Genomic DNA, 26424 nt, shown 5'->3' with positions numbered 1-26424 from the left:
TATGAAAAAAATATTTTCGATATGTATTGTCGCAATTTTGCTTACCTCTTGTGTAGGAACAGATAAATTTGTGCTAAGAAATTCTCTTGGTAAAATTAATAAAGTGATGGTGGTTACCAAAGTGAGTGACTGGAATGGAGATTTAGGAACGTCAATTAGAAATTCTTTTGGCGAAATTATGGTTGGTTTACCACAACCAGAACCCATATTATCGGTTTCACAAATTGCGCCAAATGCTTTTGGAAGCATGATGAAAGTCTCTAGAAACGTTCTAATTATTGGAGAAGGAAAGAAAGAAGCTTTTTATATTAAGAAAAATGTCTACGCACAGCCACAAACTATTATTTACGTGTATGGTACAGACGATGCAAGTGTTATGAAAGTATTCAATAAACACAAAAAAGAAATTATAGCGGCTTATATTTCTTCGGATGTCTTAATGACTCAGAATATTTTTAAGGAAAATAAGTTAGACGAATCTCAGTTTAAAACGACACAAAATTTAGGGATTTCTTTTACTGCACCAAAAAATTTTAAAACAGTAGATGATACAGGAGATTTTTTATGGTTAAGACAACATTTAACAAGCGGAATTGCAAAAACAGGGAGTAATAACATCTTAGTATATTCGGTTCCTTTAGAAGATGAAGCTAGCGTTTCTGAAAACATTGTAGCTGTTAGAAATAGCATTGGAGAAAAATACATTCCTGGTACAGACCCAGAAACCATGCACATGATTACAGAAGAAGCGTACACACCTTTTACTTCTGAAATGACTCTAGATGGTAAAAAGACGTATGAAACAAGAGGGAAATGGGAAGTGAAAAATGATTTTATGGCAGGCCCATTTGTAAACTATTCTGTAGTTGATAAACAGCACAATAGAATTGTAGTTTTTGAAGGTTTTACCTATGCACCCTCAGTAAATAAGAGAGCATTCTTGTTTGAGTTAGAGGCTATCGCAAAATCGATGAAGATTAAATAAATTCATCTTTTAATGATATCATTAAAAGCGCCTAAAAGATATTCTTTTAGGCGCTTTTCTTTTTTAATATTTACTGTTCCGTCAAAATAAACTTTATAGTACTCTTTATTGCAGCAATATTATGCTTCAATAGTTAATACCCTATTTTTTCTCTAACTCTTTTTATAACGGCATTTGCAGTAACTTTTGCTTTCTCCGCACCAATATTCAGCGCTTCGTCAATTTCATGTTTGTTTTCCATAAAATGATGGTAACGTTCTCTAACAGTAGCAAATTTCTCTAAAATTAGCTCATATAAAGCTTGTTTTGCATGCCCATAACCATAATTTCCACCTTCGTAATTTGCTCTCATTTCTAAAATTTGAGCTTCTGAAGCTAATAAATGATACAACGCAAAAATATTATCTGTATCTGGGTTTTTTGGATCTTCTAGAGCCAAACTATCGGTTTTAATTCCCATAATTTGTTTGCGTAATTTTTTATCAGTAAGAAAAATATTGATGGTATTTTCTCTCGATTTACTCATTTTTTCACCATCCGTTCCTGGAACTAATTTTGTACCCTTTTGTATCTCTGCTTTGGGTGCCACCAACGTTTCACCAACAATATTGTTAAATCTATTGGCAACGTCACGTGTCATTTCTAAATGCTGTAATTGATCTTTTCCTACAGGAACAATTTCTGCATCGTACAATAAAATATCTGCCGCCATTAACATTGGGTACGTAAATAAGCCAGCGTTTACGTCTCCTAACCTGTCTGATTTGTCTTTAAAACCATGTGCTAATGTTAATCTTTGGTACGGAAAAAAACAACTCAAATACCAAGTTAATTCTGCTGTCTGAGGGATATCACTCTGTCTGTAAAAAACAGTTCTATTAATATCTAAACCACAAGCAAGCCAAGTAGCTGCAACACTATATGTGTTTTCTCTTAATAATTTACCATCTTTAATTTGTGTTAAAGAATGCATGTCTGCAATAAATATAAAAGACTCGTTTTCTGGTTTGTTAGCCATTTCTATTGCAGGTAAAATAGCTCCTAATAAATTACCTAAATGTGGGGTTCCTGTACTTTGTACACCTGTTAAAATTCTTGACATTAATTTTTGTTTTTACTGCTTTTATGAACCTTAAAAAATATGACTTATTAAGATTTATAAATTTTTTAGAGGACAAAAATAAGGTTTTGATTAGTAAAATCAATAAACAAAAAGAAATTAGTATTTTTGGTCTTTATGAAATTTCTAAAAATATTTTTAATACTGGTTTGGCGACTCTGGTTCTACATTTTAATGTTTGCGTCTATTTTATTGCTATTCCCTTTTTTATTAATTTTTTCTATCAAAGAAGCCCATTATCATATATTCTGGAAGTTCGCAAGATTGCTGTCTAAAATATTAATTTACGGAATGGGTTTTCGAATAGATTTTAAGTCTGAAGAAAGCATAGAACAAGATAAGAGTTATATGTTTTGCCCAAATCATGCTTCTTTATTAGATCCTTTTTTATTGATCGCTATTAGTAAAAATCCAATTGTGTTTGTAGGTAAAAAAGAACTTGCTAAAATACCTGTATTTGGCTTTCTTTATAAAAGAACCGTTATTATGGTAGACAGAAGTAGTTTAGAAAGTAGAAAACGTGTTTTTAAAATGGCGAAAAAGCGTTTGCAAAACGGAGTAAGTATGGCAATTTTTCCTGAAGGATTAGTGCCGTCTGAAGACATTATTTTGGCACCATTTAAAAAAGGAGCGTTTAGTTTGGCTATAGAGTTTGAAATACCAATTGTACCACAAGTTTACTATGATTGTAAACGTTTTTTTTCGTGGGACCCTTTTAAAGGTAGACCAGGTATTCTAAGAGTGCACCAATACGATTTTATAGAAACAAAAGGAATGTCTGTAGCAAAAGATATGGATGCCCTAAAGTATAAAACTTTTAACCTTCTTTACAGTGATCTAGAAAAAGACACCAAATACATGAAAGACACAAATAGAAAAAAATGAGTGAAAAACTAAACCATGCATATTCAACATCAGAAGAAAATTTAAACATTTGGTCTCACGCTTTCGGTTTGTTCCTAAGTATAATTGCCTTTCCTTTTTTAGTACTAAAAGCATTTAATTATACTGGTTTTTGGAAACCTGCAAGTTTTATTATTTACGGCTTTAGTTTAATTGTTCTTTATGCAGCTTCAACTTTTTACCATGCAGCCAAAGAACCTAAAAAAAGAAGAAAATTAAACATTTTAGATCATGCTGCAATTTATGTACTAATTGCAGGTAGTTACACGCCACTTTGCTTGGTTGGTTTAAATTCTAGTTTAGGAATTTATATGGCTATTTTTGTGTGGCTTTTTGGGTTAATTGGCATTGTTTTAAAATTATTTTTTACAGGAAGGTTTGATAAAATCTCTACCGCAATGTATTTATTAATGGGTTGGCAAGTTGTCTTTTTTATCACCCCTTTAATAGAAAGTTTATCTTCCTTTAGTTTAAATTTTTTATTTATTGGAGGTGTGTTTTATAGCATAGGTGCCATTCTTTATATGATAAAAAAGTTGCCTTACAATCATGCCATATTTCACCTTTTTGTTCTTTTAGGTAGTTTTAGTCACTTTTTGACGATATATTATATATTGTAAATATTTATTTTTATTATGATATTAATAGTTTAATAACTATTTTAATAGAGGATACTTGTTAGTTTGAGAAAAATTAACAAAATACTTTTAAAAAGTTATGTTAATTTTGTTGTTGTAAGAAATAATAGCTATTTTTGTGTTAATCAGTAACTTAGCTTTTGGTAAGTTATTGGGCATTTTATAAATTTATTTAGGGGTAGATTTATTAAATTTCCTCGAACATTGTTCGAGGTTTTTTATGTCCAACTTTTAAAAGGAAATTTGCTAACACTAGAGTTATAATATTTAGATTCTCCAGTGACTTCTTTGGCTAACCAGATTGGTCTTTCGAAGTTTTCCTTTTCAGAATTTAACTCAATTTCAGCAACAATTAAACCTAAGTTATCTCCTAAAAATTCGTCAACTTCAAAAGTGTGTTTTCCTTTTTTTACTAAGTATCGATACTTTTCAATTAAACCAGGTTCACATAAAAGCATAAGTTCTTCAGCTTCAAAAATAGGAATCTCTTTTTCCCATTCAAACCTGCTGGTGCCTTCTGTGTTCGATTTTCCTTTTATTGTAATGTAGGCAGTTTCATCAGAAATTCTAATCCGTACCGTTCTATTTTTATCAGCATTTAAATACCCTTGTTTTAAATAGTTCTTTTTAAAACTCTCTTTTTTAAATGCTACGCTTTTTACTAAAAACTTTCTTTCTATTTCTATACCCATAAAATCCTATTCAATTTTGTACTAATGTATTATGTTTTAGCGTTATTGTAACAATAAATAAATATCTTTGAATTATAAATTACTTTAATGAAAAAACTCTTTTCTTTTTATTTACTAATTTCTTCTCTAGCAATATTTTCGCAAACAGATTATAGTGCTTCTTGGGAAGATTTTTACTCTTATAATAATGTAAAAGATTTTACAAAGGTAGCAACTATAATTTATGCTTTAACCGATAATGCTGTTTTTACGTATGATGTAAAAAGTAAGGAAATAAACAAACTTTCTTCTGTACAAGGTTTGTCTGGTGAGCCAACAACAGCGATACATTATAATAAAGAATTTAAAAGGCTTGTAATTGGGTACGAGAATGGTTTGGTAGAGGTTGTAGATGAAAACGGAAGGATTACGATTTCATCTGACATTGTTAACTTTAATCAATCTGGAGAGAAGAGTATCAACCATATATCTGAATTTAACAACAAACTTTATTTAGCTACCCCTTTTGCAGTGGTGGTTTATGATATAGAAAAGTTAGAATTTGGCGACACGTATTTTATAGGAAACAATTCAGCATCCATAAAAATAAATGAAACAATTATTGCAAATGATACCATTTATGCTGCTACAGAAACGGGTATTTTTAAAGCAGATATTTCAAATAACTTATTAATAGATTTCAATAACTGGGAACAATTATTTGCAGGTAGAAATTTTAAAGGAATTGCTTTTTTAAATAGTTTATATGTGATAGAAAACTCTAGATTATTTGCATTTGACGGAACGTTTTTAACAGAAATAGAAAGTTTTTCTGAAGAAATAAAAGCCATAAAGTCCTCAACATCACATTTAAGTATTTCTCTAAATGACAAAGCGATTATATTAGATTCTTTAATGGTTGAAAAGGGGCAATTTATCCCCAACACGTCTTATGATTACTCGTTAAATAATGCTTTTTTTGAAAATAATACGGTTTATTTAGCAACCAAAGAATTCGGTATTTTAACAACAACAACAATTTCTCAACCTTCAACTTATTTAGAAATACATCCAGAAGGTCCTTTGTCTAATGATGTTTTTTCGATAGCAGCGCATAATAGTAATTTATGGGTGGTTTATGGCGGTTATAATGCTGTTTTTGGCCCTTCTTTTAATCGGAAAGGGTTTAGTCATTATAATGGAGAAAACTGGATCAACACAAAGTTTAATATAGATAAACCATATACAGATTTAAGTCACATCACTATAGATACAAATGAAGAAAATAAAGTATATATTAGTTCTTTGGGAGATACAAGAAATGTGAGTTCTGTTGCAACTGGTGGAATCTTAGTTGTTGAAAACAATGAAATTAAAACTTTTTACAACCAGTTAAACAGCGCTTTAGAAGATATCGAAGAATTAGATCTAAACCGGGTTACCATTAGAGTAGTTGGTTCTGCTATAGATAGCCAAGGGAATTTATGGGTAACAAATATAGGAGTGCCTAATGAATTGAAAAAACTTTCTGTAAATGGGCAATGGTCTGAGTTTGATATGAGTTCTGTTAAAACCAATCCCGCATTTGGTTTAAGTGAAATGGCTATAGACAGAAATAATAGTATTTGGTATGGTTCTAGAAATAACGGAGTTTTTGTTTTTAATGAAAACGGAAATCGAAAAAAAGCATTAATTGCAACTCCTAATTTAGGAAATCTACCAGATGCAAACGTGAACACCGTTGCTGTAGATAGAAGTAACAGAATTTGGTTAGGAACAAAATCTGGTTTGGTGGTTTATAACAATGCGTCTGGTGTTTTTGAAGAAACAGTTTCTAATGCAAATCCTATTATAATATTAGATGATGGTATTGCTAAGAAATTGGCAGGAGACCAAGCTGTAAATTCTATTTTTGTAGATGGCGCAGATAATAAATGGATTGGTACAGATAGTGGAGGTGTTATATATACCAATCCAAGCGGTCAAAAAACAATTGCAAATTTTAGCAAACAAAACTCACCCTTACCTTCTAACAGAATTTTAAAGATTAGAGTAGATAATACTACAAGTAAAGTATATTTTGCAACAGATAAAGGTATTGTGGCATATAATAGCAATGTTGCTCCTTTTGGTGACGTTTTAGGAGAAGTCTACGCATACCCAAACCCTGCTTTAAAAAATCACCAAACAATTACTATAGATGGTAGAAATGGCACCCATTTACCTAAAGGGACAAATGTAAAAATTTTAGACGTTGCAGGGAATTTAGTCTATGAAACTAATGTTGTAGAAGGGCAAGAAATACAGGGAGGAAAAGTAGTTTGGAACAAGAAAAACTTAGCAGGTAATACAGTAGCGTCTGGGGTCTATATTGTTTTACTTTCTAATGATGATGCCTCTGAAACTTCAGTTACTAAAATAGCGATTGTTAATTAAATGGCTGTTATAACTACCAAAGCAATTGTACTAAGTAGCTTAAAGTACAGCGATACCAGTTTAATAGTAAAGTGCTATACCGAGCAAGAAGGTATCAAGTCTTACATTATAAAAGGGATTTTAAAAGCTAAAAAAGGCGGAATTAAAATAGCTTATTTTCAACCCTTAACGCAACTAACCTTGGTTGCAAATCATAGTTCTAAGAGTTCTCTTCATACTTTAAAGGAAGTTCAAATTTTAAATCCGTACCAAACAATTTACAGAGATATTGTAAAACAATCTGTAGTTTTATTTCTTTCTGAAGTTCTTTCTAACAGTATTCAAGAAGAAGAAAAGAATGTAGATTTTTATAATTATTTAGAAGCGAGTTTAACGTGGTTAGATGTTCATGATAAGATCGCTAATTTTCATTTACTCTTTCTATTGAACGCTTCTCGTTTCTTAGGATTTTATCCGGATACAACAGAAACCGCCGTTTTTGGCTTCGATTTATTGAACGGAAATTTTTCGGAATCTAGAACGAATAAAGATATAATTTCCGGTAACGAATTTTATCAATTTAAAAAGCTATTGGGCATAACTTTTGATGGTATAGAAGATGTGTCTTTTAGTAAAAATGAAAGGCAGTTGGTGTTACAGATTATAATTAGATATTTTGAATTACATTTGGACGGTTTTAGAAAACCAAAATCGTTACAAATTTTAGAAACAGTTTTTAATTGATGAAGAATTTATTTTTTACAGTCATTTTTTTAATTAGTAGTTTTACTTTTTCACAAAAAATTAAGGTTTTAGACCACCAAACGGGCAAAATCATTAAAAATGTAAGTGTTTTTAACGATAAACATACCATTAATATTACTACAAACAATAACGGTGTTACAGATATTTCTGATTTTTCAAAGAATGAATTTGTAGTTTTTTCACACCTTTCTTATGCTGTTTTAAGAATGAGAAAATCGGTTGTAAAATCTAAAAACTATATTATTTATTTAACAAAAGAATCTGAGCAATTAGATGAGGTAGTAATTTCTTTATTTAAAACAGATGAAAAAACAAATAGAATTGCAGAACAAATTGCGGTCTTAAACGCGAAAGATATTCAGAAAGTTTCTGCACAAACTTCTGCAGATTTATTAGCAACAATTCCTGGTATAAAAGTGCAAAAATCTCAATTTGGTGGGGGAAGTCCTGTAATTCGTGGTATGGAATCTAACCGTGTTTTATTGGTGGTAGATGGGGTTCGAATGAACAATGCTATTTATAGAAAAGGACATTTACAAAGTTCAATAACAGTAACACCAAATATGTTAGATAAAACAGAAGTTGTCTTCGGACCTTCTTCTGTAGTTTATGGTTCAGATGCTTTGGGTGGTGTAATTCATTATTACACAAAAACACCAAAATTATCCGAAGAAAAAGAAGTGAAGAGTCAGTTATTTTCTAGATTTTCAACAATAAACCATGAAATTACAACCAATGTTACCGCAGAAATTAGAAGAAAGAAATGGGCTTCTTTAACAAGCGTTTCTTATAGTGATTTTGGCGATTTAAAAGCAGGTAAAAACCGTTCTCATGGTTTTGATGATTGGGGTAAAGTGTTTTTCTACTCAGAAAATACCAATGGGAATTACAAAGAGAATCCTACTGTAAACTCAGATCCTAATTTGCAAAGAAATACAGGATATAATCAGACGGATGTTTTACAAAAGTTCTTTGTACCATTATCTAAAAACACAGATTTAAAGATAAATCTTCAATACTCTACATCATCTGACATACCAAGATTTGATAGGTTAGCAGAATTAAAAAACGGGCAATTAAAATTTGCAGAATGGTTTTATGGTCCACAAGAAAGATTTTTAGCATCTACGCAGATAGTGCTAAACCCTAATAAAAATTGGATAGAAAACGGAGTTATAACCGCAGCATATCAAAATTTAAAAGAAAGCAGAATTCAGCGTAAATTTGGAAGTTTAGATAGGTCTTACAGAGAAGAAACAGTAGACGTTTTTAGTTTGAACGGAGATTTTTCTGTATCGTTAACAGAAGATAAAAAAAGAACACTTTCTTATGGTTTTGAATTTGCTTATAACGATGTAAAATCGAATGCTATTGGTAAAGAATTAAATATTGTAAACGGAGAAATAGACGGTTTTTCTAACACCTTTAATGTACAGTCTCGTTACCCAGATGGCGGTAGTACTTATTTAAGTTCTGCAGCTTATGTAGATTATAGACAAGATATTAATAGTAAATCTACTTTAAACTCGGGTATTCGTTTTACAAATACCCATTTAAATGCAACATGGATAGATCAAACATTTATCCAACTAGCAGAAACAGATATTAAGGCAAATCATTCGGCTGTAACGGCAACTTTAGGGTATGTTTATAAGCCGAATAAAAATTGGCAATTAAACAGTGTTGTGTCCTCTGGTTTTCGTTCTCCGAATATAGATGATGTTGGTAGAGTTCGAGAAAAATCGGGCAATGTTACCGTACCAAATATACATGTTACGCCAGAATTTGCTTACAATGCAGAAATAGGAGTTCAGAAATATTTTAATGATAAGAAATTTCGTTTTGGTGCAAATGTGTATTACACTTTATTAGATAATTATATTCAAAGAGACTTTGTGTATAACACAGATGGAAGTATACAACAAGTTGAATTTGATGGTGAATTTGGCAACGCAGTTTCAAACCAGAACAAAGAAAGAGCTTATATTACTGGTTTTACAGCCAATTATTTAGGTAAAATTTCTAATGCTTGGAAAACGTCTGGTTTTATAACGTATACAAAAGGAAGAACTTATGATACCAAGGAACCAATGTCTTCTATTCCGCCTTTATTTGGGCAGTTTGAAGTGAATTATAGCATTGATAAAATGGAGTTAGGAGCAGCCATTCGTTTTAATGCTAAGAAAGAGATTAAAGATTTTAATATTACAGAAGGAATCGATAACCACGATTTAACTCCAATTGTTAATGCCAATGCAACCGAGGAAGTAGCCATGTATTTTGGTACACCAAGTTGGGTTACTTTAGGGGTAAACGGAAGATATGTAGTTAGTTCTAACTTTTCTGTGCAAGCCAGGTTAGATAATTTACTAGACCAACATTATATAGAATTTGCATCTGGTGTTGCTTCACCAGGAAGAAATTTATCGGTTTCTTTTATGGCTACTTTTTAATCTTTTTCTTTTTTCCTTCATCTGTAAAATTTTCATTCAAGGCTTTTTCTGTCTTTACAATACTTACAATTATCGATAAAAACACAAAAGCCATGGGTTGCCATGTTAATTCTGCGTTTAAAAAAGTTGCAAAAGCCAAACCAGCTATAAAAGAAATACCAGCATAAATTAATAAACTTCTATTAAAAGTACTATTTGCAAAGTCCCATATTTGTTGGTTTTGTAGCGCTTTAGGTGTTTTATAACCATATAGACTATTAATTTTCTTTGGCGGAAATTTCCAGAAAATAATACTAATTAAAAATAACAATCCGTTGGTGGTAAAAACGTATAATAAAGCATCACTCATACTATTTTTTTTAATTTTGAATACTGAATACTGCTTACTTCTTTTTCGGTCTTAACAAACCTTCTTGTGCAAAAGAAGCAACTAGTTTACCGTCTCTGGTAAAAATATTTCCTTTGGCTAAACCTCTCGCTCCAAATGCATTTGGCGATTCTGCTGAAAATAACATCCAGTCATCAAAATCGAAATCTCTAAAAAACCACATCGAATGATCTAAACTTGCGGTTTGTGTGTTGCCAAAATTATGAGCGCTAGCATTCGGATTAAAAGCAGCATTTAATACATTATAATCAGAAATATAAGTTAGAATTTCTTGTTTCATTCTCATGTCTAAATCGGCATGATTATCTCCTTTTAAACGAAACCAAACTTGTTCATTTGCGGGTAAATTTTTTGGATCTAATGGGTTTTGAACTCTAACAGGTTTAAATTCTATAGGTCTTTTTACACTTAGAAAATCTTTAGTAGATTTTGGTAAAAAATCTCCAAACTGGGCTAACATATCTTCCCAACTTAATAATTCTTCTGGCTGTTTTATATCGTTGTTAAAATTCGTTTGATGCTCAAAACCATCTTCCTTTTGATGAAAAGACGCCGCTAAAATAAAAATTGTTTTTTCATGTTGAATTGCAGTAACTCTTCTTGTAGAAAAACTTCCGCCGTTTCGCATTTCTTCTACCTTGTAATGAATAGGAACTGTTAAATCTCCTGCTTCTAAAAAATAACCGTGTAAAGAGTGTAAAAATCGGGTTTCTGGTATGGTTCTATAAGCGGCGTTTACAGCTTGCGCTAATACTTGGCCACCAAAAACATTCGGACTTCCAATAGTAAAACTATTTCCGAGGAAGGTATTATTACCCACATTTTTTAAATCTAAAAGGGCAATTAATTCTTTACTAGTTTGCATTTATTTCTATTTTTTAAAAGGAAATTTTTGTTGAAAAGGAGTTGGTTGAACTCTTTGCAAAAATAACTTTAAAATTTTGTTTTTAATCGTTTTTTTGTGACGAAGATACATGGTTAAATCTTGCGGAACCGCACCAACAGAACTTTTTATTTCGCTAGCAGTTCTTCCGAAATTTAAGGTTTTTAGTCCTTTATCAATTGCAATTTCAATGTAATCATACAACATTCTTTGGTAAATTGCATGTTCTCTGTTGAGTTGATAATCGATGCCAACAAAATGGGCGTCCAAAGATTTTTGATTGACTACACCAGAGATAAAACCTACAATTTTATCTTCTAACCAATAGGTTTTAAGAATGTAGTTTTCGCCGAATGAGTCTTTTAAGTTTTTGTAAGCTTCTAAATTAAAATTCCCCAAATTAAATGCTGCGTTCGAGGTAACTTTTTTGTACAAACTGGTCATTTCTGGTAATTGCTCTTCAATGTTTTGTAACGTAACTTCTTTAATTTTAAGGTGTATACTTTGTGCAAAAGCTTTTTTTGCTTTTACTCTAAACTTTGTTTTCATTGCAGCTAAATAAGCATCAAAATTCAGCCAATTTTCATCAATTTGAAGCACCATATTTGGTTCTACAGAAAAAGGGTGGTATTTGTAATTTTTTAATTCATCAGTAATAAAAAGCGATTCGTTCATAAAGTCTTTTATCAGAAAAGCATCTATCTGTTTTTTTAATTTTTTATTAGAATTTACAAAATGATTGATACTTTCTGCAAGCTCTTTTATAATTGCTTTTTTACTTTGGTTTTCATTTATAAAAACGCCATGTTCTCCACTCACAAAAGTATTGCCACAAATTAATAATTTTAAAGGCTTTTTATCTGGAAATACGTGTAGTTTTCTACCAATTTTTCTTAAAAATTCTAAATCGTTTTTAATTGAATTTAACTGAAAATCAATAATTTTTATACTTGCAAAAGCTGTAGGTTTATTTTTATTGTTCACTAAGACAATATAAGAAAAGGTTATTTCGGGATGATTTTTTTCTAATGATTTTAAAAAATTGGGGTGAAAATAAATATTTTCTGTATGTATTAGGGTTTCCCAAATATGGGAAGGAATTTCATCTATTGAAGAGAAAAATAACGCGGTATTTGTGTTAGTATAACAAATCAAATTACTTCATATAATATATTATGCTATTTTTATTTGTAAAGTTCCGTTTTCTAGTTTAATAATCGGCTATTTTACAAAGAGAATTTCTCTTTTTGTGATTTTAAACATTAAAGTATACTTTAAGAGTGCGCAGTTTTTATTGTTTCACATTACCAAATAAATGGATGTTTGTAAATTTTTTAATATATATATATTAGGATCATTTACCTATTTTGGTAGTATGTAGAATTAATATGTATTCTATAAAGTCTCCTAAAACAAGAAGTTAAAAATAATAATTGAAAAGCGATTTTGTAAATTTCAACTTAAATTAACCGATTATAACATTTATTTAACATTTTAATTTTAAGCTGAAGGATTTTTTTTTATGTTAAAAACTACCTTTGTAAAAATGATCAAAACCTTTTTTTATTCTAAAAAAGGCAAACTTTATACATTATGAGAAAAATTATTCTAGCAGTTCTAGGAGTTTTAACTATTGTTGGTGTTATTCTTTTAGGGAATTACCTAATTGATAAAAACCAAAAGCCCAGACCAAAATATAAGAAACAAATAAAAACAGTTTTTGTAGCGACTGTAAAAAACAAAGAAGTTCCTATTATTTTGTCTGCCAGCGGAAACTTAACAGCTAGAAATAAAATTGAAATATTTTCTGAAGTTCAAGGGATTTTGAAAGTATCTAAAAAGCCTTTTAAAGCGGGTACTAATTATTATAGAGGCGAAAATTTATTGAGTATTAATAGTGATGAGTTTTATGCAAGTATTCAATCTCAGAAAAGCAATTTAAACAATTTAATAACCGCTATTTTACCAGATTTACGCTTAGATTATCCTGTAGAGTTTGCAAAATGGGAGACCTATATTAAAGGATTTGATATGAATAGGTCAACTCCGAAATTACCAAAATTTTCATCAGATAAAGAAAAGTATTTCATATCTGGTAGAGGAATTTTAACAGCCTATTATAATGTAAAGAATTTGGAGGTACGTTTTGCAAAATATCAAATAAAAGCACCTTTTAAAGGAGCTTTAACAGAAGCTTTGGTTAGTCCTGGAACCTTAGTTAGAGTGGGACAGAAATTAGGTGAGTTTATAGACCCTAGCGTTTATGAGATGGAAGTTTCTATCAATTCAGAATTTGCAGACTTATTAAAAGTTGGCAATGCTGTGGCACTTTCAAATTTAGAAAAAACTAGAGATTATACTGGTAAAGTTGTGCGTGTTAATGGTAAAGTAGATCAAGTTTCGCAAACCATTAAAGCATATATAGATGTAAAACACCCAGATTTAAAAGAAGGAATGTTTTTAGAAGCCAATTTAGTAGCAAAAGCAGAAACTGCTGCTATTGAGATTCCTAGAAAATTATTGGTAGATAATGTATCTGTCTATACCGTTAAAAACGATAGTGTTTTAAGTTTAGTAACCGTAAACCCTGTGTATTTCGGGTCTAAAAATGTTGTAATTAAAGGATTGAAAAATAACGAAAAAATATTAACACAAACTTTACCTGGTGCATTTGACGGTATGATTGTAAAAATCAATAAAAAGAAATAAGCTATGAAAAAAATCATTACTTATTTTATAAAATACCCAGTTGCTGTAAATGTGATGATTATTGCATTTATTATCTTTGGAGCCGTTGGTGCTTTTAGCATGAAATCGTCATTTTTTCCGTTAGTAGATTCGCAGTTAATTAGAATTAGTTTAGCGTATCCAGGAGCATCACCAGCAGAAATGGAAGAAGGTGTTGTCTTAAAAATTGAAGACAATCTAAAAGGAATTGTGGGTGTAGAAAGAGTGACCTCTGTTTCTAGAGAAAATTCTGCAAGTGTAAATATAGAAGTAGAAAAAGGCAAAAATATAGATGTTGTTTTATCTGATGTTAAAAATGCGGTAGATAGAGTTCCGTCTTTTCCGTCTGGTATGGAACCCGCAGTAATTGCTAAAGTAGAAAGCGTTAGACCAACCATAAGTTTTACGGTTAGTGGAGAAGATATTCCTTTAAAATCTTTAAAACAATACGCTAGAAATGTAGAAAATGATATTCGAGGAATTGATGGCATATCTCAGGTTGAAATTTCTGGTTTTCCAGACGAAGAAATAGAAATTTCGGTAAGAGAAAGCGATTTACGTTCGTATGATATGTCTTTTACAGAAGTTGCAAATGCTGTTAGAAATTCTAATATATTAATTACTGGTGGTAACATAAAAACGTCTGAAGAAGATTATCTAATTAGAGCAAGTAATCGTTCTTATTATGGTGTAGAGCTTCAGAATTTAATTGTTAGAACAAGTCCTAACGGAAATATTATTCGTTTAAAAGACATTGGTACGGTAAAAGATACATGGTCCGAAAATCCAGATAGATTGTATTACAATGGTAACTTAGCCATTAACGTAACCGTTAGTAATACCAATAATGAAGATTTAATTTCTTCTGCGGATAAAATTAAAGAGTACATTCATAAATTTAATCAGCAGCAACAAAATGTGCAATTAAATGTTTCTAGCGATGCTTCTATTACTTTAAACGGAAGAACAAAATTATTGATAGAAAATGGAGTTGTAGGTATTTTATTAGTGCTGTTTTTTTTAGCATTATTTTTAAACTTACGTTTGGCTATTTGGGTAGCCTTTGGTTTGCCAATCGCGTTCTTCGGAATGTTTATTTTTGCGGCGCAATTTGATGTAACTATCAACGTGTTGTCATTATTTGGTATGATCATCGTTATTGGTATTCTGGTAGATGATGGTATTGTTATTGGAGAAAATATTTACCATCATTATTACGACCTAGGGAAAACGAAAATTCAGGCAGCAATAGATGGAACGATGGAAGTAATTCCACCAATTGTTTCCGCAATTCTAACAACTATTATTGCATTTTCAACCTTCTTTTTTGTGGATGGTAGAATCGGAAGCTTCTTTGGCGAAGTTTCTACCATTGTACTTTTAACATTAACAGTTTCTTTAATAGAAGCCTTAATTATTTTACCTGCACATATTGCACATTCGAAAGCTTTAGACAGAAAAAGATTAGAAAATGGCGAAGAAAAAAAGACGAATGTAATTGATACTTTTTTTAATAAAATAAACAAAGCTGCAGATGGTTTGCTGGTAAAATTGAGAGATACTTTGTATTTACCCTTTTTAAAATTCTGCTTACAAAACAAAATTTTTGCTTTTTCAATACCGATAGCGTTGGTCATTTTTAGTGTTTTAGCAATGAAAGCAGGTATTGTAAAACAAGCCTTTTTTCCAAGGGTTGCGAGTGATCGAGTTCAGATTACCTTAACAATGCCACAAGGAACCAATGAGCAGATTACAGATTCTATTATTTCTTCGATAGAAGAAAAAGTTTGGATTACAAACAAAGAATATAAAGAAAAACAAACAGGAAATATTTCGGTTGTAGAAAATGTAATTAAAAGAATTGGTCCTGGAAGTGCAAATGCTACTTTAACTGTAAACTTGTTACCTGGTGAGGCAAGAGATTTTTCATCACCAGAAATAACCAATTCTATTAGCGATAAAGTAGGAAAAGTATATGGTGTAGAAAGTTTAATTATTGGTTCTGGAGGTAATTTTGGGGGAAGTCCTATTGCTGTTTCTCTTTTGGGAAATAATATAAACGAACTAAAAGCAGCCAAACAAGAATTAAAATTAGAGTTAGAAAACAATGCACTTTTAAAAGATATTTCAGACAATGACCCTGCGGGAATTAAAGAAATAAAAATTACGTTAAAAGACAACGCTTATTTATTAGGACTCAATTTACAGTCTATTATGGCGCAAATTAGATATGGTTTCTTCGGTTTCCAAGCACAACGTTTTCAACGCGGACAAGATGAAATTAAAGTTTGGGTTCGATATGACAAAAAAGACAGGTCTTCTATAAAAAACTTAGATGACATGCGTATTTCTACACCAACAGGAAGTAGAGTTGCGTTTTCTGAAATTGCAAATTATACCATAGAAAGAGGAGACATTGCAATTAATCACTTAAAAGGGCAACGAGAAATACAAGTGACAGCAGATTTAAAAGATCTTGAAACAAGTGCAACAGAAATTCTAGATGATATTAAGACGAGAGTGTTGCCAGAAATAATTTCTAAATACCCAACAGTTTCACCATTGTATGAAGGGCAGAATAGAGAAGCAAATAAAACAACAGATTCTGTAGGTGTTGTAGGGCCAATTATTTTATTGTTGATTTATATCGTTATTGCATTTACATTTCGTTCTTATAGTCAGCCAATTTTATTAATTATTATGATTCCTTTTAGTATGATTGGTGTTGTTTGGGGGCATTATTTTCATAATTTTTCAATAGGAATTTTATCCTTCTTAGGAATTATTGCGCTCGTAGGAATTATGGTAAATGATGGGTTGGTTTTAATTGGTAAATTCAACAATTACTTAAAAGAAGGAATGAAATTTGACGATGCATTAATTGCTGCTGGTCAATCTCGTTTTAGAGCAATATTCTTAACTTCCTTAACAACGGTTGCAGGTTTAGCACCTTTATTATTAGAGACCAGTAGACAAGCACAATTTTTAATTCCGATGGCAATTTCTATTTCTTACGGAATTGCAATTGCAACCATTTTAACGTTGGTAATGTTGCCTTTATTATTGTCTGTTTCTAATTCGATAAAAGTGAGTGTAAAGTGGTTAAAAACCAATAAAGAAGTTACCAAAGAAGAAGTAGAGAGAGCTATTATAGAATCTAAATTTGACGAAAATGAAGATCATTAAAAATACAGTATTGGCAGTCGTTTTTTTATCGACTTTACACGGAATTTCACAAGAAATTTTAACCAAAAAAGAAGCGCTAAAAATTACCTTAGAAAACAACTTCGGAATAAAAATAGCAAACAACAACTTAGAAGTTGCCAAAAATAATACCAGTATGTATAATACGGGGTTTTTGCCAACGGCTTCGCTTTCTTCTGGCGCAAATTATAGAAACGATAATCAGACGGTTAATAGACAAGACGGTACTTCTACGAGTGTAAGTGGTGCCGTCACAAAATCGTATAATGCATCTGTAAATGTAAACTATATTCTTTTTGATGGTTTGGGTAGAAAGTACAATTATCAGCAATTAAAAGAAACCTATAATTTAACAGAGCTACAAGCAAAAGAAACGATAGAAAACACCTATTTACAGTTGTTTACAACCTATTTTGAAATTGCAAGATTGTCTGAAAATAAGTCGAATTTAAACGAGGCTTTGTCTATTTCTAAACAACGATTACAGCGCGCAAAATATCAATATGAATATGGGCAATCTACCAGATTAGCGTTGTTAAATGCAGAGGTAGATGTTAATAATGATAGCATTACTTTAATAAATGCCAATCAGCAATTAAGTAACGTAAAACGTGGCTTAAATATTATTTTAGGAGTAGAGAAAGAGGTGGATTATGTGGTAGAAACCGCAGTAGATTTTATTGAAATGATGAATTTTGAGGAGCTTCAACAGAAAACAACCGCAAATAATTCTATCTTAAAACAAAACGAAAAAAATATTGCTATTAGCGAATTTAACATCAAAATAAACAAGGCAAATTATTTACCTTCTTTGGGCTTAAATACTTCTTACGGATGGAATAAAAGTGAAAACCCCGCAACTTCTTTTTTGGCAGGTTCAACTTCTAATGGCTTAAATGCAGGCTTGAATTTAACATGGAATTTGTTTGATGGTGGAAGCACAAAAACACGCGTTGCAAACTCAAAAATTGCAGTAGAAAATCAGCAAATACTATTAGAGCAACAAAGAGTAACCATAGAAAATAACCTTAAAAATACTTGGGGAAATTATCAAAACCAGTTATTTATCTTAAAAGCGCAAGAGAGAAATGTCTTTACAACTCAGAATAATTTTGATAGAACTAAAGAGCGTTACAAGTTGGGGCAAGTTACTTCTATCGAGTTTAGACAAGCTCAGATTAACTTTATCAATTCTAAAACAGCTTTTAATAACGCAAAATTCGATGCGAAATTAATTGAGTTACAACTTCTACAATTAAGCGGAGATATTTTAAATGTAAAATTCTAAAAACTGATTTTTATCATATTTTAAACTTTGTATTCTGTTTAGTTTTGCAATAAAATTAAACAGAGTATGAAATTTATAAACTTACCACTGGTTTCTTGGGTAAATGGTACAATTATGATTGGTGTTTTTGCAGTAGTTGTTGTTGGTTTAGTTGTTGCAGTTTATTTATTAATGAGCACAGACAAAAAAGCAAAATAATTACCATTTTTACATTAAGAAAACCTGAGTTTTACTCGGGCTTTTGTTGTTGCAATAAGTGTTGGTTATATGCTGTTTTTACAAACCATTTTATTACTTTTATAAATGTAAAAACAAGTAATAATGACAAATAAACTAGACATTAGTTTTGGTTATCTTTTTGAAGAAGAATTAATTAAAGAAATAGCTAAAGTTGGTGTTGCTAAAACTTTTTCTGCAGAAACTACAATTATAGAAATAGGAGATTATATAAAATGGATGCCATTATTATTATCTGGTGCTATTAAAATTCTTCGAGAAGATGAGAAAGGCGAAGAGTTGATTTTATATTATTTAGAAAAAGGAGATACTTGCGCGATGACATTGTCTTGTTGTTTGGGGCAAACTAAAAGTAAAATTAGAGCAATAGCAGAAACAGATATTGAGTTAATTATGCTGCCAAAGGAAAAAATGACAGAATGGTTAAGTAATTATAAAAGTTGGCAATCTTTTATTTTACAAAGTTATCATAATAGAGTAGATGAACTTTTAGAAGCGGTAGATACAATTGCTTTTTTAAAGATGGATGAACGTCTTTTTAAGTATTTAAAAGACAAAGCAATGGTAAATCAGAATGATGAATTAACCACCACCCACAAGCAAATTTCAGAAGATTTACATACCTCTAGAGTGGTGATTTCTAGATTGCTTAAAAAGTTAGAAAACGAACATAAAATTCAACTTTTTAGAAACAGTATCAAAATTTTAGAACTGTAACTAATGTTACTTACAAAGGATTTTATTTTTTTTAACTTTGAAATAAAAATAAATGAAACAATTTACGCTACTTATAGTATTTGCTTTTTTGTTTAGTTGTAAAGACGCACAAAAAACATCTAATTTCACGAAAAAAGAAGATGCAGCAATAGTAACAGCACACAGTTATCCAGGTAAAAAATTAATGGAAACCAATTGTTATGTATGTCACAGTCCAAGCGCATCTCATGATAGCAGAATTGGACCTCCAATGGTTGCAATAAAAAAACATTACTTAAGTATTGGAACTACAAAAGAAGAATTTACAACATCAATGCAAGATTGGATTAAAAACCCAACAAAAGAAAATGCAAAAATGAATGGTGCTGTAAAACGTTTTGGAGTAATGCCGAAACAAGATTTTCCAGAAGAAACTATAAAACAAATTGCAGAATATATGTTTGATAATGATATTGAAAAACCAGCATGGTTTGAAGATCATTTAAATGAAAAAAAGGGTAAAGGAAAAGCAAAGGGAGCTGGAAATGGAATGAAAAATAAAAAAAGAAAACACAATCAAGTTGATAATTTAAAAGACTTATCTTATTCAGAAAAAGGATTAAAATATGCATTGAGTACAAAAGCCGTTTTGGGTAAAAATTTAATGAGAAAAATTCAAAAAGAAGGAACTTTAGCGGCATTAAAATTTTGTAATATTCAAGCTTATCCTTTAACAGATAGCATGTCTGTTGTACATAATGCTGCTATAAAAAGAGTTTCAGATAAACCTAGAAACCCTAAAAACTTTGCAAATAATAAAGAAAATGAATATATAAGAATTTTTAAAAACGACGTAAAGTTGAATAAAAGCTCTGAGCCAATTGTTGTAGAGAATGAGAGTAATGTTTCTGTTTATTACCCAATTATAACAAACGGAATGTGTTTGCAGTGTCATGGAAACCCAAAGACAGATATTAAACCAGACATTTTTAAAGAAATAAGAAAAAAGTATCCAAATGATGTGGCAATCGGTTACAGCATTAACCAAGTTAGAGGAATTTGGAACGTTACTTTTGATAAATAAAATAATATCTTAGATATGAGTAAATTTTCAGAATTAATAAATCAAGAGAAACCTGTTTTAGTAGATTTTTTTGCAGAATGGTGTGGACCTTGTAAAACGATGAGTCCAATTTTAAAAGAAGTAAAAGATTCACTTGGAGAAAAAATAGCAATTATTAAAATAGATGTTGATAAAAACCAATCTTTGGCGGCAAAACACCAAGTAAAGGGTGTGCCAACATTTATTTTATACAAAGCAGGAAAGCAAGTTTGGAAACAATCTGGAATGGTACAAAAGAAAGATTTAGTTTCTATAATAAATAGTTTTAGTTAGTTTTTAATAGTTAGTAAAAGCACCTGAGTGAAAATTTAGGTGCTTTTTCTTATGAAAACACGCATATTTTAAATGATGAATTTAGACAATCAATTTTGGAGTAATAAATATAAAACCAATAAAATTGGTTGGGATTTGGGTGAGGTTTCTCCGCCTTTAAAAGCATATTTTGATCAACTTGAAAATAAAAAAATTAAGATTTTAATTCCTGGAGGTGGAAATTCTTACGAAGCAGAATATTTGTTCGATAATGGATTTAAAAATGTGTTTGTTGCTGATTTATCTGAAGCTCCTTTGAAAAATTTGCAAAATAGAGTTCCAAATTTCCCTTCATCACAATTAATAAATGCTAATTTTTTCGATTTAGAAGAAACGTTTGATTTGGTAATTGAACAAACTTTTTTCTGTGCAATTAATCCAGAGTTAAGATTAAAATATGCATCAAAAATGCATTCCATTTTAAAAGAAAATGGAAAGTTAGTTGGTTTATTATTTGATGCAGTTTTAAATGAAGATCACCCACCTTTTGGTGGAAATAAAGAAGAATATTTAAACTATTTTGATCCACACTTTACAATGGATGTTTTTACAAAATGTTATAACTCATTTCACAATAGACAAGAAATGGAGCTATTTGTGAAGTTTATAAAAAATTAAAAAAAGAGCGCATTAAAAATTAATACGCTCTTTTTTAAACTAAAATTTATACTGTAAAAAAGCAGAGAAATTTCTTCCAGGTTCTGTAATTGGAGTTCTTCCAAAATTTGCTTGGTTTGTAAATGAAAAGTTTAAGTGACTATTATAACCTTTGTCAAAAACATTTAAAACAGCCAATCCTAAAGTTACATTTTTAAGCGGTTTTCCGCCAAAACGTAGATCTAGAGTTTGGTAACCACTTGTTTCTATTTCTCCAAAACTTTCAGAAATATTGTCTTGTTTAGAAACAAGGTTATATTGTGCATTTGCCCACAAACTATCCTTTTCAAAGCCTACTGTAAATTTGGTTGTAAAAGGAGGTGTTAATGGTAAAGCTTCTCCCAGATCCTTATTTTCTGTATATACATAAGAAAATTCGGTTTTAAAATTATAAAAATCCAAAAAATTCACCTGCGCCATGGCTTCAAAACCAGTTTTGTATGCATTGTCTAAATTTTGAAATACTTTTACATTTGTTGGCTGCATCATAGGGTTAAACTTGCGCGTAATAGTTGGATCTACAATACCAACGATATAATTTTCGAAAAATGAATAATAAATAGAGGTTTCAAATTGAAAACTATTAAAACCGTTCTTAAGTTCTTCAAAACCTTTAATTCCTATTTCAAATTGATTGTTTACTTCTGCTTTTAAGTCTGGGTTTCCTAGATATTCATAAGGATCTTGCCCAACTGTAAAATGATTAATAAATCGTTCAATCATATTTGCTGTTCTCACTCCGCGACCATAAGCAGCTTCAAAAGTTAGTTTTTCTGAAATTGCTTTTTTCATAGAAACAGTTCCGCTAAAAGTATGTTCTGTACGTTTTTCTAAATTATATCTTGCAGCAAAATCTGCTTCTGGATCTTGTATATCTGAGGTAACATTATCATAACGAACACCAGCTGTTAAAATAGTTTTTGGCGTGATATTGTATTTCGCTTCTGTAAAAAAACCAAGATCTGTGATGTAAGAATCTTGCCAAACTTTGTCATTAAAAGTCATTGGCATTGGCAAAGGATTGCCGTTCATTACCTTTACAATTCTTGTTCTGCCACCATCTCTAGCAATATTCATTAAATCGATACCAGAAAACATATTTAATTCTTTGTACGGTTGCCAATTCATTTCCATCTTACCACCAATTGTAGTTGCCTCAACGCCAGATGATGCTTCCATCATCATAAAAGAAGGTCTGTTAGTATTTGTCATTAAATGATCTACATAACTGTGATATCCTTTTGCAGAAATAGATTTTACAACGTCCCCAATATTATCAATTTTATAATCCAAAGAAAGAATGCTACTGTTGTCATAACCTGTGTCCATTGGTAAAGCTGCGTGTAAAACATCACGCCCAAAAGACTGTCTCCAATCAATTTTTAAACGCTGGTTTTTAGTGAAATTATACCCTAATTTAATTCCGTAATCAGAACTTTTAAAAGAAGACGGAATGGTTGTGCCGAAACCATCTTTATAATTTCCAAAATCTCGATAACCAACATTAGTAACAATATCAAATTTTTCATTGATGTATTGTAATTCGGCTAAATTTACCATGGCATTTCCATTGCTTTCAAAACCAGCAGAAACTTTACCATGAAAGCCATAATCTTCATAATTTGGTTTTTGTGTCACTAAATTAATTATACCGCCAAAAGTTGCGCCGTATCTAACAGTATAAGGCCCTTTTATGACTTCAATTCTAGAAACTTCTTCAGGAATTATATGTGTTGTAATTGGGTCCATTCTGTTAGGACATGCATGCATTGCTTTTGTGCCACCGTCATACTGTATGTTTAATTGCTCGTACTGAAAAGCTCTAAATGAAGGATCTATTGCATAATTACCTCTTTTTATTACAGAAAAACCGTTGATGTTATTAAATAGGTCTGCAACATTTTTAGGTTGCACTACTTTTTTAGCATATTGATTAGATGTTGAGCTAAATACAGGGTCTTTTTTTATTTTTCCTGTAATTATTATTTCATCAAGCTTTGTTACTTTTTGGATACTATCTTTTTGAACCATTTGTTTTTTTTGACTAAAAGATACCGCGGAAATTAGCGCGCATAAAACCACGCTGTAAAATGTTTTCATTTTAATTATTTTAATTTTGAGGATTTATTGTTTTTATAGGAGTTCTATAAAATTTTAAAAAAACAATTACGCGTTTGGTGGATGAAAACAAGTCTCTAACAATTTAAAATTATAGAGATTTAAATAATAAAAAGAATGTTTATTTTGATGTGTAGTATCGCTAATAGGAAAAGAAGAGGTTTGTTGGTTGTATACTAACAGGTCTTTAAAATCGATAAGTTGTATTGGTCTATTGTTTTCATTATCAGTAGTTTTAGTTATTTTTTTTAATTGACATTTACCATTACATTCTAACGCTGGTTTGTCTTTGTTTTCGCAAAAGGCTTCAATAAAACCTTTTGTATCTAAATTATAATATATATACGTTATAGACACTCTTAAACTATTGTATAGTATAAGGGTGCTAAATAATATAGCGAATATAATTTTCGAATTTTTCAACAGGGTAAAAATAACTTTTTCACTTTCTTATAAATATGATTTATATCATTATTAATCTTCTAAAAAAGTATCTTCATAAAAAAAAATAGCATTCTAAGTGTGGTACTTTTTCAAAAAAAACTACTTCAAACTTTTTAGAAAATTCTTAAATTCTGCGGTATTATAATCGGCCATTCCCTCGTGTTTTAATGCAATGTTTCCATCGACATCAATAATATAAGTTGTTGGTAAAGCAGATGATTTAAGCATTGCAGGCAAATTACTTGCTTGTGCATAAATTGGCAGATTATACCCTTTGCGCTTATCAAAAGCTTTGGCCGTTTCAAAATCTTTATCAAAAGACAGTAGTATAAAAGCAACATCATCTCCCATTTCTTCATGCAGTTTATCTATACTAGGCATTTCTGCGATACAAGGAGGACACCAAGTTGCCCAGTAATTTAAAAAAATTACTTTGCCTTTTAAATCTGCTAAAGAACTAACTTTGCCATCGCTGTCAATCAGTTTTAAATTTAAATCAGCCTTTATAGATTCTGAAACAGTTGTCGTTTCATTTTTATTTACTTGTGTAATTTCTTTAATATCAGGATTCATCAAGCCAGTAGCTAACACTCCTCGTTGTACAAAACCAATTACTTCTGTATGCAAACCCGTAGCATAAAGTGTAATGGCTATAAGGATAAAAATTCCGTTCTGAATCCATGTTTTTTTTGTGTTCCTTTCTTTTTTCATTTTAATGCCTTTTAAAATTATTTTATTGCTTTTTAAGTAGCTTTTGTTTTCTCATAATAAAAACTTCAGTCTATTTGCATATAAGACCAAAAGAAGAAATTTATTAAGTATAGCTGTGTATTTTTTAGTTTTTACATTGCACGCAAACATAAAGAAAATAAGACCTTACAGATGTAACCATTGTTACCAAACTTTGTTAAAATAGTATTAAATAATAAACAGTAGTTTTAGTTTCTGATTGTTTAAATTTACCAAGAACAATTCTAAATTTATGCTACTTATGTTACATATAGAAAATAAGATAATATGTAATTTTGTAGTTATTAATTTAAGTCATAATAAGCATTTTTAATATGGAAGACATGATCTTTTATGATAGGTTGCAATTTGCATTTACTATCACATTTCACTATATATTTCCGCAATTAACTATGGGGTTATCATTATTGATAGTCTTCTTTAAGTGGAAATATTTAAGGAACAAGAATGAAAAGTATAACAATGCTGCAAAGTTTCTAATGAAGATTTTTGCTATTAATTTTACTATGGGTGTTGTAACAGGAATTCCGATGGAATTTCAATTTGGTACCAACTGGGCAAAGTTTTCTGAATTAACAGGCGGAATTATTGGTCAGACTTTAGCCATGGAAGGCATGTTCTCTTTCTTTTTAGAATCCTCCTTTTTAGCACTTTTTATTTTTGGTGAAAAATTAATGGGACAAAAATTACATTTCTTAACAGCTTTTTTAGTCTTTTTAGGTTCCTGGGCAAGTGGTTGGTTTATTCTAGCAACCAATGCTTGGATGCAACACCCAGTAGGATATGAAATTTTAGACAACGGTAAATTTGTTTTAGAAAACTTCTCTGCACTATTTAGTAATCCTTGGTTGTTGCCTGCTTTCTTGCACAATCAAATGGCATCTGTTGTAACATCTTCTTTTGTGGTAGCAAGTATCGGTGCTTTTTATATTTTAAGAAATAAACAAGTAGAGTATGGAAAACTATTCTTAAAAACAGGAGTTATTTTCGGATTAATTTCTAGCCTCTTAGTCGCTTTTCCTACGGGAGATTGGAATGCTAAAAACGTAGCAAAATACCAGCCAGCTGCGTTTGCAGCTATGGAAGGAATTTTTGAAACTGAAGAAGCAGGAGCAGAAATTGTACTAATTGGTCAGCCAAATATGGTAGAGAAGAAATTAGATAATAAAATTGCGGTTCCAAATATTTTAAGTTTTTTAACACATCAAGATTGGAACAAACAAATTCCAGGAATGGATCAATTTAAGGAAGAAGAATTGCCAGACAATATACCTGCCTTGTATTATTCGTATCACATAATGGTTGGTTTGGGTACTATTTTTATTGGAGTGATGGTATTGGCACTTTTCTTTTTATGGCGTAAAAAACTGTATACTTTTAAGCCATTACTTTGGTTTATTATGATTTTAGTTCCGTTTCCTTATATCGCAAATATTACGGGTTGGTACACGGCAGAATTAGGGAGACAGCCTTATTTGGTATATGGTTTGTTAAAGACAAGCGATGGTGTTTCGCCTACCGTTTCGTCTGGTAATACACTATTTACGTTACTAGGTTTTGTTGCTTTATACATGCTGCTAGGTTTATTATTTTTAGTCTTAGTGGGTAAAACTATTAACGAGGGTCCTAAACCTCAAAAACATTAAA

The 26424-nt window shown here is 30.7% G+C and carries 23 protein-coding genes; 15 read left to right on the top strand and 8 right to left on the bottom strand.

Annotated elements, in window-relative coordinates:
- Position 1 precedes the first annotated feature (1 nt).
- On the top strand, positions 2–985 hold the full coding sequence (locus ES045_RS00710) for a DUF4837 family protein (protein ID WP_147110850.1): 984 nt from the start codon (positions 2–4) through the stop codon (positions 983–985).
- A 133-nt stretch (positions 986–1118) separates the two neighbouring features.
- On the opposite strand, the gene trpS is transcribed toward ES045_RS00710, so the two are convergent.
- On the bottom strand, positions 1119–2087 hold the full coding sequence (gene trpS / locus ES045_RS00705; RefSeq protein WP_147110848.1) for a tryptophan--tRNA ligase: 969 nt from the start codon (positions 2085–2087) through the stop codon (positions 1119–1121).
- 309 nt (positions 2088–2396) lie between these two features.
- Here trpS and ES045_RS00700 point away from each other — a divergent pair, with 309 nt between their 5' ends.
- Together ES045_RS00700 and trhA are read left to right on the top strand one after the other, a co-directional pair.
- A complete protein-coding gene (locus tag ES045_RS00700) occupies positions 2397–2990 on the top strand; it encodes a lysophospholipid acyltransferase family protein (RefSeq protein WP_317131291.1) in 594 nt (197 codons plus the stop codon).
- The gene (gene trhA, locus ES045_RS00695; RefSeq protein WP_147110842.1) at positions 2987–3628 is read left to right on the top strand and encodes a PAQR family membrane homeostasis protein TrhA; all 642 of its coding nucleotides are present in this window, start codon (positions 2987–2989) and stop codon (positions 3626–3628) included. The genes ES045_RS00700 and trhA overlap by 4 nt, the downstream gene beginning before the upstream one ends.
- 236 nt (positions 3629–3864) lie before the next feature.
- Here the strand turns inward: trhA and ES045_RS00690 are convergent, their stop codons facing one another.
- Positions 3865–4338, bottom strand: a complete 474-nt coding sequence (locus ES045_RS00690) for a CYTH domain-containing protein (protein ID WP_147110839.1) — start codon at positions 4336–4338, stop codon at positions 3865–3867.
- 87 nt (positions 4339–4425) lie between these two features.
- Between ES045_RS00690 and ES045_RS00685 the strand changes: the two genes are divergently transcribed.
- Genes ES045_RS00685 through ES045_RS00675 form a run of 3 tightly spaced genes read left to right on the top strand, consistent with a single transcriptional unit; the run spans position 4426 to position 9950 of the window.
- A complete protein-coding gene (locus tag ES045_RS00685) occupies positions 4426–6753 on the top strand; it encodes a two-component regulator propeller domain-containing protein (protein WP_147110836.1) in 2328 nt (775 codons plus the stop codon).
- Positions 6754–7476: a DNA repair protein RecO gene (gene recO / locus ES045_RS00680; protein WP_147110833.1), complete on the top strand. Its 723-nt coding sequence runs from the start codon at positions 6754–6756 to the stop codon at positions 7474–7476. It begins immediately after the preceding gene.
- A complete protein-coding gene (locus ES045_RS00675; RefSeq protein ID WP_147110830.1) occupies positions 7476–9950 on the top strand; it encodes a TonB-dependent receptor plug domain-containing protein in 2475 nt (824 codons plus the stop codon). Before recO ends, ES045_RS00675 begins: the two co-directional genes overlap by 1 nt.
- On the opposite strand, the gene ES045_RS00670 is transcribed toward ES045_RS00675, so the two are convergent.
- The 3 genes from ES045_RS00670 to ES045_RS00660 are packed head-to-tail and all read right to left on the bottom strand — an operon-like array spanning position 9940 to position 12376.
- The gene (locus ES045_RS00670) at positions 9940–10299 is read right to left on the bottom strand and encodes an SdpI family protein (protein ID WP_147110827.1); all 360 of its coding nucleotides are present in this window, start codon (positions 10297–10299) and stop codon (positions 9940–9942) included. The genes ES045_RS00675 and ES045_RS00670 overlap by 11 nt on opposite strands.
- 34 nt (positions 10300–10333) lie before the next feature.
- Entirely contained in the window at positions 10334–11203 is an 870-nt protein-coding gene (locus ES045_RS00665; RefSeq protein ID WP_147110823.1) for an acyl-CoA thioesterase, read from the bottom strand.
- Between the two features lie 6 nt (positions 11204–11209).
- The gene (locus ES045_RS00660; protein WP_223267146.1) at positions 11210–12376 is read right to left on the bottom strand and encodes a GNAT family N-acetyltransferase; all 1167 of its coding nucleotides are present in this window, start codon (positions 12374–12376) and stop codon (positions 11210–11212) included.
- Between the two features lie 438 nt (positions 12377–12814).
- Between ES045_RS00660 and ES045_RS00655 the strand changes: the two genes are divergently transcribed.
- From ES045_RS00655 to ES045_RS00625, 8 genes are all read left to right on the top strand, one after another.
- Positions 12815–13930 (top strand): efflux RND transporter periplasmic adaptor subunit, encoded by a 1116-nt coding sequence (locus ES045_RS00655; RefSeq protein ID WP_147110821.1) that lies wholly within the window; start codon positions 12815–12817, stop codon positions 13928–13930.
- 3 nt (positions 13931–13933) lie between these two features.
- The gene (locus ES045_RS00650) at positions 13934–17134 is read left to right on the top strand and encodes an efflux RND transporter permease subunit (protein WP_147110818.1); all 3201 of its coding nucleotides are present in this window, start codon (positions 13934–13936) and stop codon (positions 17132–17134) included.
- Positions 17121–18440, top strand: coding sequence for a TolC family protein (locus tag ES045_RS00645; protein ID WP_147110815.1), 1320 nt, complete (start codon positions 17121–17123; stop codon positions 18438–18440). Before ES045_RS00650 ends, ES045_RS00645 begins: the two co-directional genes overlap by 14 nt.
- A gap of 66 nt (positions 18441–18506) precedes the next feature.
- Positions 18507–18638: a hypothetical protein gene (locus tag ES045_RS16705; protein ID WP_262712844.1), complete on the top strand. Its 132-nt coding sequence runs from the start codon at positions 18507–18509 to the stop codon at positions 18636–18638.
- A 123-nt stretch (positions 18639–18761) separates the two neighbouring features.
- Positions 18762–19394, top strand: coding sequence for a Crp/Fnr family transcriptional regulator (locus tag ES045_RS00640; protein ID WP_147110812.1), 633 nt, complete (start codon positions 18762–18764; stop codon positions 19392–19394).
- A gap of 52 nt (positions 19395–19446) precedes the next feature.
- A complete protein-coding gene (locus ES045_RS00635; protein WP_147110809.1) occupies positions 19447–20457 on the top strand; it encodes a DUF3365 domain-containing protein in 1011 nt (336 codons plus the stop codon).
- Positions 20458–20472: 15 nt separating this feature from the next.
- Complete coding sequence (gene trxA, locus ES045_RS00630; RefSeq protein WP_147110805.1) at positions 20473–20769, top strand: thioredoxin; 297 nt, start codon at positions 20473–20475, stop codon at positions 20767–20769.
- A gap of 75 nt (positions 20770–20844) precedes the next feature.
- Positions 20845–21426 (top strand): methyltransferase domain-containing protein, encoded by a 582-nt coding sequence (locus ES045_RS00625; protein WP_147112060.1) that lies wholly within the window; start codon positions 20845–20847, stop codon positions 21424–21426.
- 39 nt (positions 21427–21465) lie between these two features.
- Here ES045_RS00625 and ES045_RS00620 read toward each other — a convergent pair whose 3' ends face one another.
- From ES045_RS00620 to ES045_RS00610, 3 genes are all read right to left on the bottom strand, one after another.
- Positions 21466–23496, bottom strand: a complete 2031-nt coding sequence (locus ES045_RS00620; RefSeq protein WP_223267145.1) for a TonB-dependent receptor domain-containing protein — start codon at positions 23494–23496, stop codon at positions 21466–21468.
- 135 nt (positions 23497–23631) lie between these two features.
- A complete protein-coding gene (locus ES045_RS00615) occupies positions 23632–23940 on the bottom strand; it encodes a hypothetical protein (protein ID WP_147110798.1) in 309 nt (102 codons plus the stop codon).
- 186 nt (positions 23941–24126) lie between these two features.
- Positions 24127–24738: a TlpA family protein disulfide reductase gene (locus ES045_RS00610; protein WP_147110795.1), complete on the bottom strand. Its 612-nt coding sequence runs from the start codon at positions 24736–24738 to the stop codon at positions 24127–24129.
- Positions 24739–25091: 353 nt separating this feature from the next.
- Between ES045_RS00610 and ES045_RS00605 the strand changes: the two genes are divergently transcribed.
- The gene (locus ES045_RS00605; RefSeq protein ID WP_147110792.1) at positions 25092–26423 is read left to right on the top strand and encodes a cytochrome ubiquinol oxidase subunit I; all 1332 of its coding nucleotides are present in this window, start codon (positions 25092–25094) and stop codon (positions 26421–26423) included.
- The last annotated feature ends 1 nt before the right edge of the window (position 26424 follow it).

Origin of the sequence: Polaribacter sp. IC073, assembly GCF_007997075.1 — a bacterium.
In the GTDB taxonomy this organism is placed as follows: domain Bacteria; phylum Bacteroidota; class Bacteroidia; order Flavobacteriales; family Flavobacteriaceae; genus Polaribacter.
This window is presented reverse-complemented; position numbering and strand designations above follow the sequence as displayed.

What these genes read in the sequence shown, in the direction of transcription:
- ES045_RS00710 (WP_147110850.1), top strand. Translation starts at nt 2, where the DNA reads ATGAAAAAAATATTTTCGATATGTATTGTCGCAATTTTGCTTACCTCT.
- trpS (WP_147110848.1), bottom strand. Translation starts at nt 2,087, where the DNA reads ATGTCAAGAATTTTAACAGGTGTACAAAGTACAGGAACCCCACATTTA.
- ES045_RS00700 (WP_317131291.1), top strand. Translation starts at nt 2,397, where the DNA reads ATGGGTTTTCGAATAGATTTTAAGTCTGAAGAAAGCATAGAACAAGAT.
- trhA (WP_147110842.1), top strand. Translation starts at nt 2,987, where the DNA reads ATGAGTGAAAAACTAAACCATGCATATTCAACATCAGAAGAAAATTTA.
- ES045_RS00690 (WP_147110839.1), bottom strand. Translation starts at nt 4,338, where the DNA reads ATGGGTATAGAAATAGAAAGAAAGTTTTTAGTAAAAAGCGTAGCATTT.
- ES045_RS00685 (WP_147110836.1), top strand. Translation starts at nt 4,426, where the DNA reads ATGAAAAAACTCTTTTCTTTTTATTTACTAATTTCTTCTCTAGCAATA.
- recO (WP_147110833.1), top strand. Translation starts at nt 6,754, where the DNA reads ATGGCTGTTATAACTACCAAAGCAATTGTACTAAGTAGCTTAAAGTAC.
- ES045_RS00675 (WP_147110830.1), top strand. Translation starts at nt 7,476, where the DNA reads ATGAAGAATTTATTTTTTACAGTCATTTTTTTAATTAGTAGTTTTACT.
- ES045_RS00670 (WP_147110827.1), bottom strand. Translation starts at nt 10,299, where the DNA reads ATGAGTGATGCTTTATTATACGTTTTTACCACCAACGGATTGTTATTT.
- ES045_RS00665 (WP_147110823.1), bottom strand. Translation starts at nt 11,203, where the DNA reads ATGCAAACTAGTAAAGAATTAATTGCCCTTTTAGATTTAAAAAATGTG.
- ES045_RS00655 (WP_147110821.1), top strand. Translation starts at nt 12,815, where the DNA reads ATGAGAAAAATTATTCTAGCAGTTCTAGGAGTTTTAACTATTGTTGGT.
- ES045_RS00650 (WP_147110818.1), top strand. Translation starts at nt 13,934, where the DNA reads ATGAAAAAAATCATTACTTATTTTATAAAATACCCAGTTGCTGTAAAT.
- ES045_RS00645 (WP_147110815.1), top strand. Translation starts at nt 17,121, where the DNA reads ATGAAGATCATTAAAAATACAGTATTGGCAGTCGTTTTTTTATCGACT.
- ES045_RS16705 (WP_262712844.1), top strand. Translation starts at nt 18,507, where the DNA reads ATGAAATTTATAAACTTACCACTGGTTTCTTGGGTAAATGGTACAATT.
- ES045_RS00640 (WP_147110812.1), top strand. Translation starts at nt 18,762, where the DNA reads ATGACAAATAAACTAGACATTAGTTTTGGTTATCTTTTTGAAGAAGAA.
- ES045_RS00635 (WP_147110809.1), top strand. Translation starts at nt 19,447, where the DNA reads ATGAAACAATTTACGCTACTTATAGTATTTGCTTTTTTGTTTAGTTGT.
- trxA (WP_147110805.1), top strand. Translation starts at nt 20,473, where the DNA reads ATGAGTAAATTTTCAGAATTAATAAATCAAGAGAAACCTGTTTTAGTA.
- ES045_RS00625 (WP_147112060.1), top strand. Translation starts at nt 20,845, where the DNA reads ATGAATTTAGACAATCAATTTTGGAGTAATAAATATAAAACCAATAAA.
- ES045_RS00620 (WP_223267145.1), bottom strand. Translation starts at nt 23,496, where the DNA reads ATGGTTCAAAAAGATAGTATCCAAAAAGTAACAAAGCTTGATGAAATA.
- ES045_RS00610 (WP_147110795.1), bottom strand. Translation starts at nt 24,738, where the DNA reads ATGAAAAAAGAAAGGAACACAAAAAAAACATGGATTCAGAACGGAATT.
- ES045_RS00605 (WP_147110792.1), top strand. Translation starts at nt 25,092, where the DNA reads ATGGAAGACATGATCTTTTATGATAGGTTGCAATTTGCATTTACTATC.